Origin of the sequence: Streptomyces sp. MMG1121, assembly GCF_001280015.1 — a bacterium.
Lineage (GTDB): Bacteria > Actinomycetota > Actinomycetes > Streptomycetales > Streptomycetaceae > Streptomyces.
In genome coordinates, this window is sequence record NZ_LGDV01000252.1 from 1 (window position 1) to 16,962 (window position 16,962).

Consider the following 16,962-nt stretch of genomic DNA (forward strand, 5'->3'; position numbering starts at 1 on the left):
GGGGCAGGGTGCCCTCGACGGTCAGTTCGGTGGCGGTGACCTCCTCGGCGACGGGAGTGAAGTGACCGGTCAGATAAGGCTTGTCAGTGGTCATGGCAGAAATCTCTCTCATACGAGTGTGATGGATCGTCAAGCTTCCTTTTCGGCACGGGCTTTGAGCTTGGAGAGCCAGTTCTCCAGGGATTCGTGGAGGGCCTTGCCGAGGTGGTCGGCCGCGGCCTCGACCGGGGCACCGCTCCAGGACTCCTCGGTGCGGACGGTGACATGGCGGCCGCTCTGCTCGAACGTCCATACGTGCATGCCGGTGATGCCGTCGGCGGGGCCGCCCCACACGATCCGCTCGCGGGGCACCAGTTCGTGCACGGTGGAGGTGATCTCCATTCCGTGGGTTCGCCAGTGGAAGGAACCGCCAACGCCCAGCGGACCGTCGAGCGCGGCCTGGTCGACGTCCGTGTTCCAGGTGGGCCAGGCCGCGATGTCGGTGTGGACGTCCCACACCGTCGTGAGCGGCGCGTCGATGACGGTACTCAGACGGACGACGACGGGGGCGGTCTCGTCGATGGTGACCATGGGTGTGCTTCCTTTCCGGATGGCATGCGCACCGTGGTGCGAGTGATCCATCGGTTGGTTCATGGGTTGGTTCATCGGCTGATCCATCGGTTGCCGTTCGCTCAGCCGATTTGAGAGGTTCGTGGGGTACGCGGGCCAAAGGCCGGGCGCGTGGGGGCGGTTGTTGTCCGTGTACCGGGGCGCCGGGTGAGCAGCAGCACGAGGAGAGTGGTGGCGGCCACAATCGCGGACGACACGGTGAACGCGGACCGGTAGCCCGCGGTGAGCGTCACGTGCGGCTGGTGGACCGCGGTGTGCGCGGTGACCGAACCGGCTACGGTCGCGAGCGCGGCGAGTCCGATCGCCCCACCCACCTGACGGGTGGTGTTCACCAGCCCCCGGCCAGGCCCGCGTCCCGCGGCGGGACGCCGTCCACGGCAAGGGCGGTGAGCTGGACGAAGGCGACGCTCAGACCGAGGCCGGCGAGAACGCTCGGGCCGAGGATGTCGGCGAGGTAGTTCCCGTCGGCGCTGATCCGTGACAGCCACAGCAGGCCGGCGGCCTCGGTCAGGCCCGTGGTCACGGTCGCGGTGGCTCCGACGCGCCGGGACAGGCGTGGGGCCAGGGTGGACCCGAGCATGCTGGCGGCTGTGAGCGGGAGCTGGCTCAACCCGGCCGCCAGCGGACGGGATCCGACGTGGGACGAGCGTCGTCACGGCGGCCAGGAGCAGTGCCGCCCCGAGCGCGACGCTGTAGCAGACCCGTGTCCAGCCCCACTCCTGCGTCAGCACACCGCCCAGCAGGACGCCGACCGCTCCTCCCGCTCCGGAGACCGCGCCCCACACCCCCAGTGCCCTGCCCCGCCCGGGGCCGGGCGGGAACAGGTCCATGGCCAGGGCGAGTGCGGCCGGGGCGATGGCGGCGGCACCGAGTCCCTGGATCCCGCGGGCCGTGATCAGAACGCCCGGGGAGCCCGCCGCTCCTGCTGCCAGCGAGGCAGCCGCGAACAGTGCGAGGCCGATGGCCAGCACCCGGTGGCGCCCGAACGGGTCGGCCGCCCGCCCACCCCCCCAGCAGGAGTGCTCCGAACGTCAGGCCGTAGGCGTTGACCACCCAGGTGATGCCAGTGTCCGACAGTCCGACTCCGGCGCGGATCCGCGGCAGCGCGACGTTCACGATAGAGGTGGCGAGCACGACTGTGAACGGGGCCGCCGCGAGGACCGAGAGCACGGCTGACTGCCGGGCGCCGGGCGGCGTCCGCCGCGGCTGTGTGCGTCGGAGATCCATGGCGCACAGACTCGTGCGCAGCGCTGTCCACTATCCAGGCCCGTCAGGTGCGACGACTGTCCACTCCTGTCCGCACCTGTCCACCCGGCGGCGGGCGCCTGGCCGTTGCTATCGGGGGCCGTGCAGCTCCTGTCGCCACAGGGCCTCGCAGAGCAGGTCCAGGCCCTGCCGCACGTGGCGCCGGTAGGTGCCGTACGGGAGGCCGAGGCGGCGGGCGGCGGCCTCCTGGGTGGGCGCGCCGGAGAAGTAGCCCGTCGTCAGGGCCTCACGTGCGCGCACGCCGCGTGGGTCACCGGCGAGGTCGTCGACGGCTTGGCTCAGCAGGGCGCGCAGCTCCGGGACGGGGTCGGAGAGGTCGGCCGCCAGGCGGGTGCGCGTCAGGGCACAGGCGGCGAAGGCGGCCGGGTCGCGCCAGTGCGTCAGGGCTTCGCGTACGGCCTGGTCGAACGCGGTGCGCGAGAAGCCCGACGGCCCGGACGGGGCGGGATCTTCGGCGGCCGATATGAAGCGGCCGAGCCAGGCCTCGACGGGGACGTGGCGCCAGTCGACGCCGAACAGGCCGTAGGTGTGTTCACCGACCCGTGGTCGCGCACCGGTGTCGCTGAGGGTGCCCTTGACACGCTCGGCCCAGGTCTCGGCGTCCCGCCACACGGCGAAGCCGTAGGCGCGGCCCCGGGCACGGGCAGCCTCCGCCTGCGCGCGGGAACTGCTCAGGTCGGTGACGCGGGAGGGGACCTGGTACCGCTCGGGGTAGACGGAGAAGCGGCTGATGCCGATGTGCTCGCCGGGGCCGACGGGCGCGGTGGCGTCGGTGTACCTCCATGCCGCTGCGACGACGGGATCGGTGGCCAGATCCTGGGGGTCGGCAGGGGCCGGCAGGGCGAGTCGTGCAGTGAACGCCACGATGCGGCCCGTGCTCACGAGGCGGTAGACGCTGAAGGCCTGCGGCTGGCGTTGCGCCCAGTAACGGACCAGTTCCGCCGAGGCCGTTCCCTCGGTCTGCTCTGCCATCCGCAGCAGCGTATCCATGTCGTCCGGGTGCAGCGGGCGGTCGTGCACCTCGTCCTCGCGGGACCAGGTGCGAAGGCGGGCCAGGATCTTCCCCTCCCGGAAAAGGTAGAAGAGTTCGTCGGTGACGGTCCAGACCCGCTCCTCGGGTGCCTCGCGCAGGATGCGCAGGTATTCCCCCGCCAACCGCTGTCGCATCGTCACGAAGGCATGGGGAGCCCGCCAGCGCAGGTCGGCGGCCAGCGTCTCGCGTGCCGCGTCGTGCGGGTGGAGTCCCCGGTGCGTGGACTCCATGAAGGGCAGGTCCCTCAGCCAGGAGAAGAGGAGATGGCAGTCCTCCTCGGGCAGCACGGCGCTCAGCAGTTCCTCGGACGTCGAGTGAGCCTGGGCCGCCACCTCCAGGGCGCGGCGGTGGGCCGCGGTGGGCACCTCACCGACCAGCCCGGTCAGCAGGGTCCGCAGAACGTCCGCCGAAGGTGCCCAGATCTCCTCCCTGCCGCAGCCTGCCGATCCCGAGGCAGCGGCGAGGGACAGGGCCAGGGGGTTGCCTCCGGCGAAACGGAGTACCCGGTCCCGTAGTTCGGGCCGGATCTGGGCTGCGACCAGCAGGCTCCGAGCCTGTTCCTCGGAGAACGGTCCCAGTTCGGCCACGTGCAGGAGACCGGCCCAGGCGGGGTCGGCGGTCCACTGCGGCTGCGGAGCGAGCCGGCCGGCCAGGACGACGAGGGCGCCCTCGGCGGCGCGCGGCAGAAAGTGCTGCCACAGCCAGCTCTCCAGCCACTGGCAGTGCTCGAAGGAGTCCAGGACCAGGACAGTGCCGGGAACGTCCAGGAAGGGACCGGCCGCGCGCGAGAAATCGTCCGGGTCCCGGCTGACGAAGCGTCCGTCGAGTTCCACGAGCAGCCTGCCTGCCGAACGAGCTCGGTCGGCCAGACACCTCAGCAGCGTCGACTTGCCTATGCCGCCCGGCCCGAAGACGTACAACGCGAACGGTGCCTGCGGGTCGCCGCCCAGAGCCCCCTCGAAGCGCCCGAGTTCCTCGTCCCGGCCGATGAAGGCCCGTGTACGTGCGCTGCTCAGTCTCTCTCCCACGGACACCACGGCCGCTCCTCTCTCCATGCCTCGGCACCGGACAGCCATGCCCGGAGATATCTGCCGGCCCTCATGCGGACAAGCACCGGAACGAGGCACGTGTGGCGATGGTCCGGTCCCTTTGTACGCTGTCCCGCTCCGACGGATCGAGACCGCGCCGCGCGCCCGATGGAACAGACGGTTTTCGGACACGGAAGGTTCTCACGGGACTCGTAGGGAACGCCGGGAGAAGCAACCCCGTACGGTCCCGTTCGGGTCACTTGACGAGTCCCAGGTTCCCGTCGTCGGGGTGGCCGGTGACCAGAAGGGTGGTCTCCTCGACGCGTTGGAAGCGCCCGTCGGGGGCGAACTGGGCGAAGAGATAGACCTCGGTGCTGGAGGTACGGCCGTTGTGCCGGGTGACCGTGACCGTGTGGCGGTCGGCGCAGCGCAGCCCGACGCGGAGTTCGTCGTGGACCTCTATGTGTCCGCTGCGGACGAGGGAGCGAAGGCGCGTCATGTGCTGGGCGAAGGAGGTCCGGTCGCTCCACACGCCATCGGTGCGCTGGCGGTAGTCGGGGGTGAAGTGTCGATCGAGGGCTTCGGCGAGGTCGAGGCCGGGGGTGAAGAGCAGGTCGTTGATGGCGCGGGTGATGTCGGTCGGTGTCATCGCTGACCTTTCCTGATGAGGGTGGCGGTACAGGGCGGCTCCTGCCGCCGTGGCCGGGTGGGAGCTGGTCCCGGCCCCCCTGAACGGTGGCCGCCGCAGGGACGTGCGACCGTCAGTGCCGTGCGAGAGCGGGAGTGCCGCGGGCGGGGGTGAAGTCCACGCGGAGGGAGTCGGGGCCCCGGGTGTACAAGCCCGTCTCCTCGTAGCGGAACCCGGAGGCGTAGCGGATCCCGTCGAGCAGCGGGAGGAGCATCGCAGCGACCGTCTCGATCTCGGTACGCGCGAAAGCTGCGCCGACGCACTGGTGGAGCCCCGTGCCGAAAGCCAGGTGTTGGGCGGCTGCGGTGAAGGAGCGTGCGGTGGCCAGGTCCGGCCGACGGATGTCGAACGTGTCCGGCGCTGCGAAGGCGTCGGGGTCGCGATTGGCCGCGCCGATCATACAGAAGACGGTGGCACCTGCCGGGACGGTGCTGCCGGCGATCACGGTGTCGCGCTCCGCCTGGCGGGGAACGAGCTGGACGGGTGGTGTGTAGCGCAGTGTCTCGGCGATCGCGGCGGTCAGCAGAGCCGGGTCCTCGCGGATCTGCGCCATCTGCTCGGGGTGGTCGATCAGGTGCTTGAACAGAAGGGCGAGAGTCTTGTCGGCCGGCTCGGTGGCGGCGGCCAGAACGTTGATGATCAGTGCGGTCACGTCGCGGTCGCTCATGGCGACGCCGTCGAAGTCGGCAGTGCACAACTTCGATATGAGGTCTTCACCGGGGCGACGACGACGCTGTTCTATGACGGGGGTGAGGTAGGCCTCCAACTGCTCGGCGCAGTCCAGGCAGTGCCGTCGGCGTTCGTGGGTGAGGGTGATGCTGGTGATGAACTCGGCGACACCACGGTGCCAGACGGCAACCTGCTGCCAGTCCTCCCTGTCCAGACCGAGGACGTCGAGCGTGACGCGGACGGCCAGAGGTCTGCCGAAGTCGGTGACGAGGTCCACCCGCCCCCGGGGAAGAAACGGCGCGATGAGATCGGCGGCGTTGGCGCGGATGGCGCGGATCTGGTCTCGCAGGGCCTGCCCGGTGAAGCCACGTACGACGATCTTGCGTTTGGCGGTGTGCTCGGCGCCGGTCATCTGGGCGAGGACCGGCCCGCGCATCACCGGCTCGGCACGCACCTGCAGCGTTTCGGTGGTGAACGTCTCATGGTCGGTCAGCGTCCGCTGCACGTCCTGGTAGCGGGAGAGGAAATAGCTGTCGATCGCCGGCTCGTAGTGCACCGGCGCCTGCTCCCTCAGCCGCGCGAAGTGACGGTAGGGGTCGGCGGCGAAGTCCTCCGACAGGACGCTGAAGCGTGGATTGACCGTGGGCACGGCGGACAGCTTCTCAGAGCGCGGGAACAGGGCAGAAGTCGGGGGCCGAAGGGGCACCTCAGCCGTCTCCGCGCCTTGCTCGTGGCACGCTCGCCGTCACCGGCGTGGCGGTGCTGGTAGTAGTTCTGCCGGGCGACTCCGAGGATCCGGCAGCATCGGTCGACCGGTGCCCCGGCATCGACGAGACGGTCGATCACGGGGTAGAGCCTTTTGGGGCCCGCTTGTCCTGGCCGAGGAACCTGTCGGCCTTGCGGACGATCTCAAGCTCGGTTTCCAACTCGCGGATCCGTCGACGCGCTGTACGCAGCTCTGCGGACTCCTCCGAGACCCTGCCAGGGCGTTGACCGTTGTCGATGTCGTCCTGGCGCAACCACTTCGACGACGTGACCGGATGGATGCCGAGGTCAACGGAGGTCTGTTTCTGTTCTCTTCCTGCCCGCACCAGCGCGATGGCGCGGGCGCGGAACTCAGCGGGGTAGGCGCGGGGCATGTCCGGCAGCCTTTCGTGAAGGCCGTCAGTTGGCCAGCAGAACTGGAACCTGAGAGGTGGGGCAGGTCAACCCACCCGAACCTGCAGCAGTCCCGAACACCGAAGGCATCCGTTCCAAGCTGATACGCCTGGTCACCAGGGGCATGCTTGCCGAACTCGGACCCGGCCTGTTCGCCCCACCCGGCACCTGAACCGCATCACACCCCGGTGACCAGGAGCCGTCGCTCAAGCCCAACCGTGAAACGGTCAACCGCTCACGTACCGCACTCTGAGCAGGAAGCCCGTGCCCGTCTGACCTGTCACGCCCCGCCTGTTCCGGGCAGGGCGACGTCATGCCTGGCCGTATGCCATCAGGGCCGCATGCGGCAACACCAATACGGCGCCCGGATCAGTGAACTCGGCGCACAGCGACTCGAAGTGGTCTTTGATCTCGGCGATGACCATCGGGGTCTGACTCGTCACGATCTGCCCGATCGTCGCCACTCCGGCGGCTGGTCCGCTCCACCACTCCTCCAGAGTCGTCCGATGGTCCCAGACCAAGGTGTCGCAGACGACGTCCAGCAGGCCCGCGTCGCCCAGCAAGGCGGCCATGCCCTGTTCAGTGCGTGGAAAGTCCTCGTCTGGAGCAAGAGCCGGCAGATGAGCCGGACGACTGACACCAGCTGCCTGGACAGCCCTGCCCAGCAGGGCCTGTCCGGCGGCCGCGGGTACCGCCCAGATGGTGACGGCTATCCGTCCGCCGGGGCGCGTCACGCGGCGCAGTTCCCTCAGGGCTTCCCGGGGCCGTCCTACGTGGTTGAGAACGAAGTTGCCGACCACGGCATCGAACTCGTGGTCAGCGAAGGGCAGGTGGGGCAGAGCAGCAAGCCGCACGTCAGCTTCCGGGGCTGCCTGCGCGGCACGGGCGACCATGCCCGGTTCGGCATCCACCGCGGCCACCTTCGCACCCCGCTCACACGCAGCTGCGGCGATACTGCCCGTGCCTGTCCCCACATCGAGGACCCGTGCACCCTCCCGAACCTCGGCAGCATCCAGAAGCCGAGGCACCGGATACGCGCAGAGTTTGGCGAAACTCGCAGCATAGGCATCGGCCTGCCCCGACCACGCCCGCCGCTCGGACTCATCAAACGCTGTCCGCACTACCCGTCCCCTCGCTTGAGCAACCACCACCGCGACAACATGGCAGGTCCTGACGCTAACCCATACCTGATCAACGGCGGCCAGGGTCAGGTACAGGCTTTCGGCATCGATCATCGGGCGTTCGAAACCCGGCTGTGCTCCGTCAGATTTTTGGCGTTGTAGAGGGCGTAGGTCTCCCGCGGACATGAGCGTGTCGGCGAACGCTTTGACCATCGCGCGCAGCAGGTCGGGACTCGCCGCGGCGAGGTTGTCTTCGGCGGAGGCGTGCAGGGACACATTGCCGGGTGCGGTCATCGTGCTGATCTCTTTCGTGTCTCGACATCTCGAAGATCAGCCGGTGGCCGTTCTTGTAACCGGGTACGCACTCCGACGCCGGGGCAAACGCCCGGATCAGGCGGGAGCCCGTACACCACTCCTCAGGACGCAACCGCCCGGCCCGCTGGGGCGTAATCAGGCACAGGAGGGAACAGGCAGGGCAGCTCGGTAGTTTCGCTGGTGCCGAAGTGATGCCCCGGCAGGATGACCACGCGTTCCTGCGTAGCCGTCGGATGAACGGCAGCGGTTGCCCGGTTCCGGGCACCAGTCCGCAGACCCTCGTCGGGTAGCGACCAACTCTGCAGCCCTGCTGGCGAATTGGTGTGGGAAACTATGGTGATCCGCAACACTGCCCGGTCAAATGGCGCGACGGAGTCTGTGATGACGCTCGGCACCCCCCACCCTCCGCAGATCGATACCAGCAAGGCGCATCCGGCGAGGGTGTACGACTGGCTGTTGGGCGGCAAGGACAACTACCGCGTAGACGAAGCGGTGGGGGAGAAGCTGCCAGCCGAGGCCCGCGACGCGGCCCGTCAGAACCGCCAGTTCATGCACCGGGCGGCCGCGTGGCTCGCCGGGCAGGGCATCGACCAGTTCCTCGACATCGGCACGGGCATTCCTACTGAGCCGAACCTGCACCAGATCGTCCAACGTGTCGTAGCGTCCGCGAAGATCGTCTACACCGACAACGACCCGATCGTGCTGCGGCACGCACAGGCGCTGCTGGTGAGCCGTCCCGAAGGCGTCACCGACTACATCGAGGCCGATGTGCGTCGGCCGGGAGAGATCCTTGAGCACGCCCGGCGCGTCCTCGACTTCGAGCGCCCCATCGCGTTGTCCTTGATCGCACTCCTGCCTTTCGTCCCGGACGACCACGACCCGCGCGGCATCGTCCGTGACCTGCTCTCCGTGTTGCCGTCGGGCAGCTACCTCGTGCTGTCCCACGGTGCGTCCGACCTCATCCCAGAACTGGCGGAACAGGTTACTTCCGAGTACACCAAGGGCGGCATGAGTCTCAGTTTCCGCACCCGACCGGAGGTCAGCCGCTTTTTCGAGGGTCTGGAACTGGTCGGTCCCGGCCTGGTGACGGCCCCGGAGTGGTACAGGACGCCTCCGGCACCTTCGCCCGAGGACAGCGGCATCTACGCGGGGGTGGCCCACATCCCCTGATGACGCCCTGGCCACACGGTTGGGCGGCTCTGGTGAAGCCACGCAGGCGGCTTCGCGTTCGCCGAAGTGCTCGCCGCCCAGGGACGCACCCTTGCTGCGCACAACCTCGCTGGGGCTTGTGGGGTGACCGTGGCGGGGGTCAGCAGCTGCGAGGTGACGTTGGGGTGTCAGGTCTCCCGGCGCCCGCTCAAAACAGTTCCAGGTCCTCGCCGCTGGTGTCCGCGATGACTGGCCGGAACTGGGCAGGGAGGCCGTCCAGGCGGTCAGGACCGGCCGCGGCGGACACGGCAGGGGCCGTCTCGGCCAACCAGGCGCGAAACCGCTCGGCGGCTTCGCGGTAGGGGACTCGCGCCAGGACACGGTGCTCGCCGGAGGGGCAGAAGTCGACGGCGACGGTAAGCAGGCAGGAACGGGGCGCGTTCTGACTGCCGGTCCAGGAGACGCGCAGGACACCGCAGGGTTTGCGTCCGCGGGGGGCGGGGTGGGTCGGGCGCAGCGATCGGCAGGCTATGTGGGCGGTCCATGCGGCGAGGTGTGGCAGGGGCAGGGTGGTGCGTGCGCGGCAGCCGGGGCAGCGGTGCCAGTGGCGAAGCCAGTGGTCGGTGTCGGTGTGGAAGAGGCGTGTGTAGCGGTTCGCCACGCGGATGTCGTTGCTGTACAGGTGGTCGGGACGTTCCTGTGTGTTGCAGGACTGGCAGACGGGGGCGCGGACGTAGCCGTGTTCGTGGCAGTGGTCGAGCACGGTGGCGGGCGCGGTGCGGCAGACGGCGCACGCCCACCCGGCCACCCTGCGGGAGGTGCCGGGCTTCCTGCTGAGCACCGAGTACAACTGGCCTTCCAGCTCTCGGCCGTACGGGCGCAGTGGGGGAGTCGGGCCCTCGGGGCTCGTCGTCTGCCGACCGCCGGCGTCTCGGGCCCGCCGGGGGTGGGACGGCGGCTCGGTGACTGCTGCGCCTGCCCGGCGGGTCCGCTCGGCCTGCACCCACTGCGTCTCGGCGTGCTCGGCCGCGTCCAGCAGCCTGACCACAGCGCGCGGCAGCCACCACGTGCGCTGCGCCCCGTCGCGGGCCTGCTCCACGAGCACCTGTCGCCAGTCGATCCCGGCCAGATGGTACGGTCGGCCGGCTTCACGTCGCGCTGCCCGCTCGGGGCCGCCCAACTCCTGCAGCAGGTCCCGTGTGATGCGCCGATGCCAACGCAGTCGCGTTTCCTCGTTGCACTCCTTGCTCGGCGCCCCACGAAACGGACCGACGCGGACCAGGTCCTGCCGATCCATCCCCACCGCGTTCAGTTCCGCGGCCGCCCGGCGCACCTCAAACTCCGAAACGCTCCACTGACCGCCGCTCGCCCTCACCGTCGCCACCACATGGCCACCGAGCAGGACGTACCCCACCCGGGCATGGGCAGGAGAGCCGGTGAATGCCCCAGAAGCCGTCGGCACAGCACTGTCGGCCGTCAGATCGACCCACAGAGCATCCGCGGCACCCAGGGTGATCAGGCCGTCCGTGCGACCGGGCATGACACGCTCTGACATACCGACAGGCTAACGGCCTGCAACGCGGCAACGGGTCTCCAAGCGCCTCGGTCACCCGGGCACGCCGCCCACGCCGCATCCGCCCGCCCGCAACTCTTTGTTCCTGAGGAGCTGGTTCGTCAGCACATCCCGTGCCGGCAGCCTCACCACCAGAACGCCGAGAATCGGGCAAGTCTCCCTCCCACATCAGCGGTCCCCGAGCCCAGACGAATTGAGCAGCAGGGTCGCAACTCCAGGCTGATCACGCTCAATGGCGTTGCAAGCAATTCGTGGCCTTGTCGGTGAAGTAGCTGAGACGGACCCGGCCGTCGCGGTCAGGGTGATCAGCAGCTGCAGGGCCGAGGAGGGTATTCCGTACCGCACGGCCTGCCGGGCGCTGGGGGTGTCCGAATCGGGGTGTTACAAGTGGCGCGACCGTGAGCCGACCACGCGTGAGGTGCGTCGGCAGCAGCTGGCCGAGGAGATCGAGGAGATCTTCCACAGCTCGGTCGGCAAGATCGAAACCGGCGAGGGCAAGCTGTACTTGGCGACGGTCATCGACCTGTTCTTGCCGGCTGCTCGGCTATGTGATGGCCGCCCGGCACGACGCTGACCTGGTCGCCGCGTCCCTGAACATGGCCGCGGCCACCCGCTGCGGCGACGTACGCGGCATGATCATGCACACGGACAGGGGCAGCGAGTACTGCTCGCGGCGCTTCAGGCGGGCCTGCTGCAAGCTCGGCATGGTGCAGTCCATGGGCAGAGTTGGATCTTGTTTCGGCAGCGCCGTGAGCGAGGCGTTCAGCAGCGTCCGCACAGTGGATTACGTGCACCGGCATACCTTCCGCACCCGCACCGAGGCCCGCATCAGGATCGCCACCTGGATCACCGACTTCTACAACGCCAGGCGGCTACACACCATGTGCGGGTTCAAGAGCCCAATCGACTACGAACGTGACTACCGAACCACCCTCGCCGAGGAACTGGCCGCATAGATCGTCTCTATGCTGCGAGGGAGCAGACAGGTAGGGGGAGTTCGTCCGCGACGACGTCGACCACGTCGATGAATCCGGCACCGTCCGGGCATCCACGGGCGCCTGCCCAGTCCGCGTCTCTCCCCCTTCGGTTGCGGGGTTGATCCGCCGCGCGGATGACCACACGTGCGCCGAACGGGCGTACGCAGCGCGCCGTACGCGAGCGCGCTTCGGCGGGTGTCGAAGCTGGGGCCGTTCCTCCCCAACGCCCCCTCACCAGAAGGTGCACGCCCCGATGCGCCGATTCCTCAAGGCCGCAGCCACCACCCTGGCCACGGCGGCCTGCCTGACCGCCACCGTCCCCGCCGCTTTCGCCGCAGCTTCCACGCAGCGACATGCTGCTGCGGCCCCGACCGCACGGCCGGGCACCCCGCTCATCGACCTGGGGGCAGCCAAATTCGGCCTGGCCCTGGTCGCTTCGGCAACGGACCCCGACCGCTCCCCGGCCGGAGCCAACGACTTCACCTGCAAGCCGACCGCTGCCCACCCCTACCCGGTCGTCCTGGTCCACGGCACCTTCGAGAACGCCTACGACAACTGGAGCGGACTCGCCCCGGTCCTGAAGAACGCCGGCTACTGCGTCTTCGCCCTCAACTACGGCGAGACCAAACCCCACGCCCTGATGAAAGCGGTCGGCCCCGTACCCGACTCCGCCAGGCAGCTCGCCGCCTACGTCGACACGGTGCGCGCCGCCACCGGCGCAGCGAAGGTCGACCTGGTGGGCCACTCCCAGGGCGGCGGACTCATGCCCCAGTGGTACCTGCGCTTCGACGGCGGCGCCAAGAAGGTCCACCAACTGGTCGGCATCAACCCCAGCAGCCACGGCACTACCCTGTTCGGCCTGGTCCACGTCGCCGACGCCGTACTGGACGTCGCCGGGCACGCCGGCAAACCGCTCGGTCTGGACAGCCCCGCAGCCAAGGACCAGACGATCGGCTCCCCGGTCCTCCAGCAGCTCTACGCCAAGGGCGACACCGAACCCGGCGTCACCTACACCAACATCATCACCAAGACCGACGAGGTCGTCACCCCGTACAACAACCAGTACCTCACCGCCGGACCCGGCAGCACCGTGCACAACATCCTCCTGCAGAACGTCTGCCCGCTGGACCTCTCCGGCCACCTGGGCAGCTCCTGGGACCCGGACGTGTACCAACTGGTCCTCAACGCCCTCGCCCCCGCCCACGCCGAACCGGTGCGCTGTGCCCTCGTACCGGTCCCGGTGTAACACGGAGCGAACGAAAGGCGCCCAAGGCACTCCAGCGGTACTGCACGTCCTGCACATGACGGCCTCTACCGAACACCACCAGTGGCGCAAGGTGCATTCGGGTACCTCCGCTTCTCAACGCCCCACCACCATCTGACTTGGCTCAAAGGGCGCAAGCCCCACGTGGCCCGCGAGGTCTTCCACCTGGTCGGGCCACGTAGGGTTTGCGCCAACTTGAAGTTGCAGGTCAAGGGACTGATGTGACCGGTTCTCGGGGTGCTCACGCTGGTCGCGGGCGGCAGCCTGCGGAGAAGATCGTCCGTCAGCACAGCCAATTCGTTCCTTCTCGCGGCGGGCAGGTGGCCTTCTGCCAACCGGTGCATGGATCCTGAACTGCTGGAACAGATCACCGCGCGGCGTGCGGAACTGGACGAGCTTGAAGAACAGCTGGTCAAGCAGTTGGCGGAGGTGTGGGACGAGCGGGACGAACTCGCCTCCGCGGAACGAGTCTTTGGGCGGGTGAGTGAGCAACTCGCCGATGAGGAAGCCTCGGTCGCTCCGGCGCCGGGGCAGGTGAAGGGCTGGCCGGTAAGGACCGGCCCTCCTCTGGGCCGGAGCCCGGGATCTGGGTGCCATCGAGTCGCGCTGCCGGTTCCTGCGGCACTGTCCGCCCGTCAGCGCGATGACAGGAGCCTGGTCGGTACAGGCCCAAGACCACCAGCTCTAACGCAATGTGGTATGTCTGCTACTTTGCGTGCATGACTTTCGAACCAACGCGTCGCCAGGCGCTCCGGGTCACGCTCGGCGGCCTCGCCGCGTCATGCCTCGTAGGACACGGGTGGCCCGCAGCCGCCGCCCCCAGCCGCAAGAAGGGCCGCCCGGAGTACCAGGCCCGTTACCGCGAGCTGTTCAATGCCTGCAGTAACGACCTGGACAAGAAGGTATTGGTCGGACAGCAGCTACTCGACAACTACGAGCGCGACGCGCACACCTATCACGTACCCGACCGCGCTGCCGTGGTGCGTATGCAGGCCGCACTCGTACGTCAACGCCACGCCCGCCGGATCGCCGCGAGCTCCCGACCCGCAGAACGGCGAGAGTTCACTTCCTGAAGTGGCTGGGGTAGTCGTTGGCGGCCGCCTTGCGCCGGAGCTCGGCGTCGTCGGGGTGGAGGCTCAAGGATCGGTTGATCAGGACTTCCTCGGTCTCCACCCTGTCCGGATCCGTCAAGCAGGCTTCCACCGGGCACACGGCCTGGCACGCGAGATGATCGAAGAAGCCCACGCACTCCGAGCAAACGTCGGGGTTGATCACGTAGATCTGGTCACCCTCCTTGATCGCCTCGTTCGGGCACTCGGGCTCACAGGCACCGCAGTTGATGCAGTCTTCAGTGATCTTGATGGCCATGACGGCTCGCTCCTGTCTCTTGGGGCGGTCCGATGACCAACGAGCCAACAGCCGGGCAGTACCGCGCGGTGCCCGCATAAGAGACCCGCCGATCAGGGATTCTCCGGGAACCGATCACGCCAGCCCATTGAGCTGCGACTTCAAGTTGGCCGAGGCCCAGAGCACCGCAGTCGCACACGGGCGGTGACAGTCTGACGGGCAGTCGTCCCGTGCGGGGCGGACACGGAAGGGCTCGCCGACCGTGTGCATCGCGGAAACAGGGGAAGCCGCCCCATCGCAGACAAGACGTCCGAGCCACTCATCACCCCCCCCATGCGCCAGGCATGGCCCCGGTCGGCAGGCAGGAGCCGCTCGCAGGGAGGTGGGGATCAGGCGGATCAGTCGCAGAGGTCGTCGACGTAGGTACGCACATCCAGCCCGGACAGCGTCCAGGGCAGGAAGATGACCCGGTAGATGATGGGGGCCACGACCTTGTCGACGATCTGGTCGTCGCTGATGGTGCTGCCGGGCCGGCCGGCGAAGGCTGCCGCTTCCGCCCGGCGGTCACGCAGACAGTCCGACTCGCTCTCGCCCGCCGCGGCGGCCCCGCCGCGCAGCAGGGCCGCGTTCACCGGCTTGCTGTAGTGGGTGATCAATTCCTGGGCCCACGTGGTCAGATCGGCGCGTAGGTCTCCACTGTCAGGGAGGCCGCGGTCCGGGTCGAGCCGGTAGGTCGCCAGGTCGTTGATCATGGTGCGGGCGTCGCCCCACCGCCGGTAGATGCTGGAGTGGTTGACCCCCGCCCGCTCCGCGACCATCGGGATCGTGACGGCGTCGCTGCCGTGCTCGGCGATCAGTTCCTCGACGGCCTTCCTGATGGACATCAGCACCACGGCGCTGCGGCCGCCGGTGCGCCTGCGTGGGGACGATTCAGCAACCATGCACCTCACTGTAACGCACAGCACTTGGCATTAATGGGTGCCCGGGTCTATCGTGAAGCTAACGCACAGACTTTTGCCTTAGGAGGCCAGAGGTGTTCCGCACCGTTTCACGGCAGGTCCAAGGCTCCGCTCCCGTGGCTTTCGAACCCGTTCGGGCCCGCCGGACATTTCCTCCCGTCGCGACCTTCGCCGGATCGGCCGCCATCTTCGCGGCGCTGTATGTGGCAGCAGGCGCGCCCACACCACTCCTGGTCGTCTTCGAGCAGGAGTGGCACTTCCCCGCCTGGGTTCTGACGGTGGCCTTCTCCTCCTATGCACTCGGACTCCTCGCGGCTCTGCTGTTCGCGGGCTCACTGTCCGACTACACAGGGCGCCGTCGTGTCCTCCCCGGCTCACAGCGCCCTGCACGGCATCCGGCCGATGACCGAGACCGTGCCGCTGGATGACGTGGACACCGCTTACCAGAAGATGCTGGCGGGCAAGGCGCGCTTCCGGATGGTGCTTGTTCCCAGCTGATGACCAGCCATCAGAACGTCAGGCGAAACCACGTCCACGAGCCCTTCAGCGGTCTCCACACCTTGGAAATCCGGTACGGCAGGAGGGCTTGCGGACAAACATCACCCAGGCGCCGGCCGGCAGACGCGTGGGCAACCGACACAACCCAGGGCCGGACATTCCCGAGCGACCGGGCATCCCGGTGCGAACACAGGAGGCGATCGACATGGGCGTAGGACCCATCCTTGTCACCGGCGTCGGTGGCACAGTCGGCGGAGTGGGAAGCATGGTCCTCGACCATGTGCGTGCGAGCGGTGTGCCGGTGAGAGCTCTGGCGCATCACGACGATGAGCGGGCCGCGGCGCTGCGTGCCCTGGACGGGGTGGAGGTGGTGATCGGCGACCTCACCCGCGGCGCCGACGTGGTCGGGGCACTCGCGGGCTGCCGCCGTGCCTACTTCGGGATGGGTGTGTCTCCCCTGTACCTGGAGGCCGCCACGACGGTCGCGGCGGGGATCCTGGAGAGTGACGGCTTCGACCTGCTGGTGAGCATGTCGCAGATGACGGTGTCGCAGATGAGCCTCACCAGCACCACCGAATCCCGCCAGCAGCGGCTCCACTGGCTGTCCGAGCACGTCCTCGACTGGTCGGGCGCGCCGGTCGTGCACGTGCGGCCCACCGTCTTCATGGAGAACCCGCTCTTCGCCCGGGTGGCCGCCGCCTCGGTCCAGCGTGACGGCACGATCCGCCTCCCGTTCGGCTCCGCCCGGACCTCTCCGGTCGCCGCGGCCGACGTGGCGGAGGTGATCGCACACCTCCTGCTCTCCCCGACCCCGCCATCCCGCCGGGTCTACGAACTGACCGGCGCACAGTCCCGCGATATGAACGCCATCGCCGCCGAACTCTCCACCGCCCTGGGCCGTCCCGTGACCTACGTCGACGTGCCGTACGAGGAATGGCTGGAAGACGACCTGAAGACAGCAGGCCTGCCGCCCCACGTCTTCGAACACATCGCCACCATGGCACGGCTGCACGGCGAGAACCGCTACGACCGCGCCACGAACGACATCAGCGAGCTCCTCGGACGCCCCCCGCTGGGGTTCGACCAGCTACTGCGCAAGACACCCACTTCGCAGCTCTAGGCATCAGGGTCGGCAGCCGATTCAGCTCACCGGTTCGCAAGTTCTCGTGCCCCGCCCTCAGAAGCCGACGCGGACCATCCAGGGCGGGGTCTGTCGGGTCTGTGCGATCGCTCGCAAACAACGGTGCTGACCGGCTTGCTTGGCCCCAGCGGCCAAGCAAGGCGGGCGGCGCCCCTCGTGCCTCTAGG

Annotated in this window: 16 protein-coding genes and 2 pseudogenes; 6 read left to right on the top strand and 12 right to left on the bottom strand. The window is 68.6% G+C overall.

Going from position 1 to position 16,962, the window contains the following annotated elements; all coding sequences use genetic code 11:
• Positions 1–129: 129 nt before the first annotated feature.
• The 9 genes and pseudogenes from ADK64_RS40440 to ADK64_RS40470 form a co-directional block, all read right to left on the bottom strand.
• Positions 130–570 (bottom strand): SRPBCC family protein, encoded by a 441-nt coding sequence (locus tag ADK64_RS40440; protein ID WP_053667225.1) that lies wholly within the window; start codon positions 568–570, stop codon positions 130–132.
• Between the two features lie 101 nt (positions 571–671).
• On the bottom strand, positions 672–941 hold the full coding sequence (locus ADK64_RS48245; RefSeq protein ID WP_234384921.1) for a hypothetical protein: 270 nt from the start codon (positions 939–941) through the stop codon (positions 672–674).
• A complete protein-coding gene (locus ADK64_RS48250) occupies positions 938–1,189 on the bottom strand; it encodes a hypothetical protein (RefSeq protein ID WP_053667228.1) in 252 nt (83 codons plus the stop codon). Before ADK64_RS48250 ends, ADK64_RS48245 begins: the two co-directional genes overlap by 4 nt.
• A 94-nt stretch (positions 1,190–1,283) precedes the next feature.
• Positions 1,284–1,580, bottom strand: a pseudogene (locus ADK64_RS48255) (MFS transporter); the annotation flags it as partial.
• A gap of 364 nt (positions 1,581–1,944) precedes the next feature.
• Positions 1,945–3,936, bottom strand: a complete 1,992-nt coding sequence (locus ADK64_RS40450; protein ID WP_234384919.1) for an ATP-binding protein — start codon at positions 3,934–3,936, stop codon at positions 1,945–1,947.
• 256 nt (positions 3,937–4,192) lie between these two features.
• On the bottom strand, positions 4,193–4,585 hold the full coding sequence (locus tag ADK64_RS40455) for a nuclear transport factor 2 family protein (protein ID WP_053667232.1): 393 nt from the start codon (positions 4,583–4,585) through the stop codon (positions 4,193–4,195).
• 112 nt (positions 4,586–4,697) lie between these two features.
• A complete protein-coding gene (locus ADK64_RS40460) occupies positions 4,698–5,942 on the bottom strand; it encodes a cytochrome P450, cyclodipeptide synthase-associated (RefSeq protein WP_053667233.1) in 1,245 nt (414 codons plus the stop codon).
• A 56-nt stretch (positions 5,943–5,998) separates the two neighbouring features.
• Positions 5,999–6,432, bottom strand: a pseudogene (locus ADK64_RS40465) (transposase); the annotation flags it as partial.
• A gap of 330 nt (positions 6,433–6,762) precedes the next feature.
• Positions 6,763–7,572, bottom strand: a complete 810-nt coding sequence (locus ADK64_RS40470) for a class I SAM-dependent methyltransferase (protein ID WP_053667248.1) — start codon at positions 7,570–7,572, stop codon at positions 6,763–6,765.
• Positions 7,573–8,268: 696 nt separating this feature from the next.
• Here ADK64_RS40470 and ADK64_RS40475 point away from each other — a divergent pair.
• On the top strand, positions 8,269–9,057 hold the full coding sequence (locus ADK64_RS40475) for an SAM-dependent methyltransferase (RefSeq protein ID WP_053667237.1): 789 nt from the start codon (positions 8,269–8,271) through the stop codon (positions 9,055–9,057).
• 187 nt (positions 9,058–9,244) lie between these two features.
• Here ADK64_RS40475 and ADK64_RS40480 read toward each other — a convergent pair whose 3' ends face one another.
• The gene (locus tag ADK64_RS40480; protein WP_053667239.1) at positions 9,245–10,591 is read right to left on the bottom strand and encodes an endonuclease domain-containing protein; all 1,347 of its coding nucleotides are present in this window, start codon (positions 10,589–10,591) and stop codon (positions 9,245–9,247) included.
• 250 nt (positions 10,592–10,841) lie between these two features.
• Between ADK64_RS40480 and ADK64_RS45675 the strand changes: the two genes are divergently transcribed.
• The 4 genes from ADK64_RS45675 to ADK64_RS46450 all read left to right on the top strand — a co-directional run bounded on the left by ADK64_RS45675 (position 10,842) and on the right by ADK64_RS46450 (position 13,923).
• A complete protein-coding gene (locus tag ADK64_RS45675) occupies positions 10,842–11,183 on the top strand; it encodes a hypothetical protein (protein WP_107093229.1) in 342 nt (113 codons plus the stop codon).
• Positions 11,161–11,565, top strand: coding sequence for a DDE-type integrase/transposase/recombinase (locus tag ADK64_RS45680; RefSeq protein ID WP_107093230.1), 405 nt, complete (start codon positions 11,161–11,163; stop codon positions 11,563–11,565). The genes ADK64_RS45675 and ADK64_RS45680 overlap by 23 nt, the downstream gene beginning before the upstream one ends.
• A gap of 274 nt (positions 11,566–11,839) precedes the next feature.
• Complete coding sequence (locus ADK64_RS40490; protein ID WP_078993143.1) at positions 11,840–12,832, top strand: esterase/lipase family protein; 993 nt, start codon at positions 11,840–11,842, stop codon at positions 12,830–12,832.
• A gap of 737 nt (positions 12,833–13,569) precedes the next feature.
• Positions 13,570–13,923, top strand: a complete 354-nt coding sequence (locus ADK64_RS46450) for a hypothetical protein (RefSeq protein ID WP_159046464.1) — start codon at positions 13,570–13,572, stop codon at positions 13,921–13,923.
• Here ADK64_RS46450 and ADK64_RS40495 read toward each other — a convergent pair.
• Together ADK64_RS40495 and ADK64_RS40500 are read right to left on the bottom strand one after the other, a co-directional pair.
• Positions 13,913–14,296, bottom strand: coding sequence for a YfhL family 4Fe-4S dicluster ferredoxin (locus tag ADK64_RS40495; RefSeq protein ID WP_107093231.1), 384 nt, complete (start codon positions 14,294–14,296; stop codon positions 13,913–13,915). The two genes, ADK64_RS46450 and ADK64_RS40495, sit on opposite strands and share 11 nt — an antisense overlap.
• Before the next feature lie 299 nt (positions 14,297–14,595).
• A complete protein-coding gene (locus tag ADK64_RS40500) occupies positions 14,596–15,138 on the bottom strand; it encodes a TetR/AcrR family transcriptional regulator (RefSeq protein WP_053667242.1) in 543 nt (180 codons plus the stop codon).
• Between the two features lie 721 nt (positions 15,139–15,859).
• Between ADK64_RS40500 and ADK64_RS40510 the strand changes: the two genes are divergently transcribed.
• Complete coding sequence (locus ADK64_RS40510; RefSeq protein ID WP_053667246.1) at positions 15,860–16,774, top strand: NAD(P)H-binding protein; 915 nt, start codon at positions 15,860–15,862, stop codon at positions 16,772–16,774.
• Positions 16,775–16,962 lie beyond the last annotated feature (188 nt).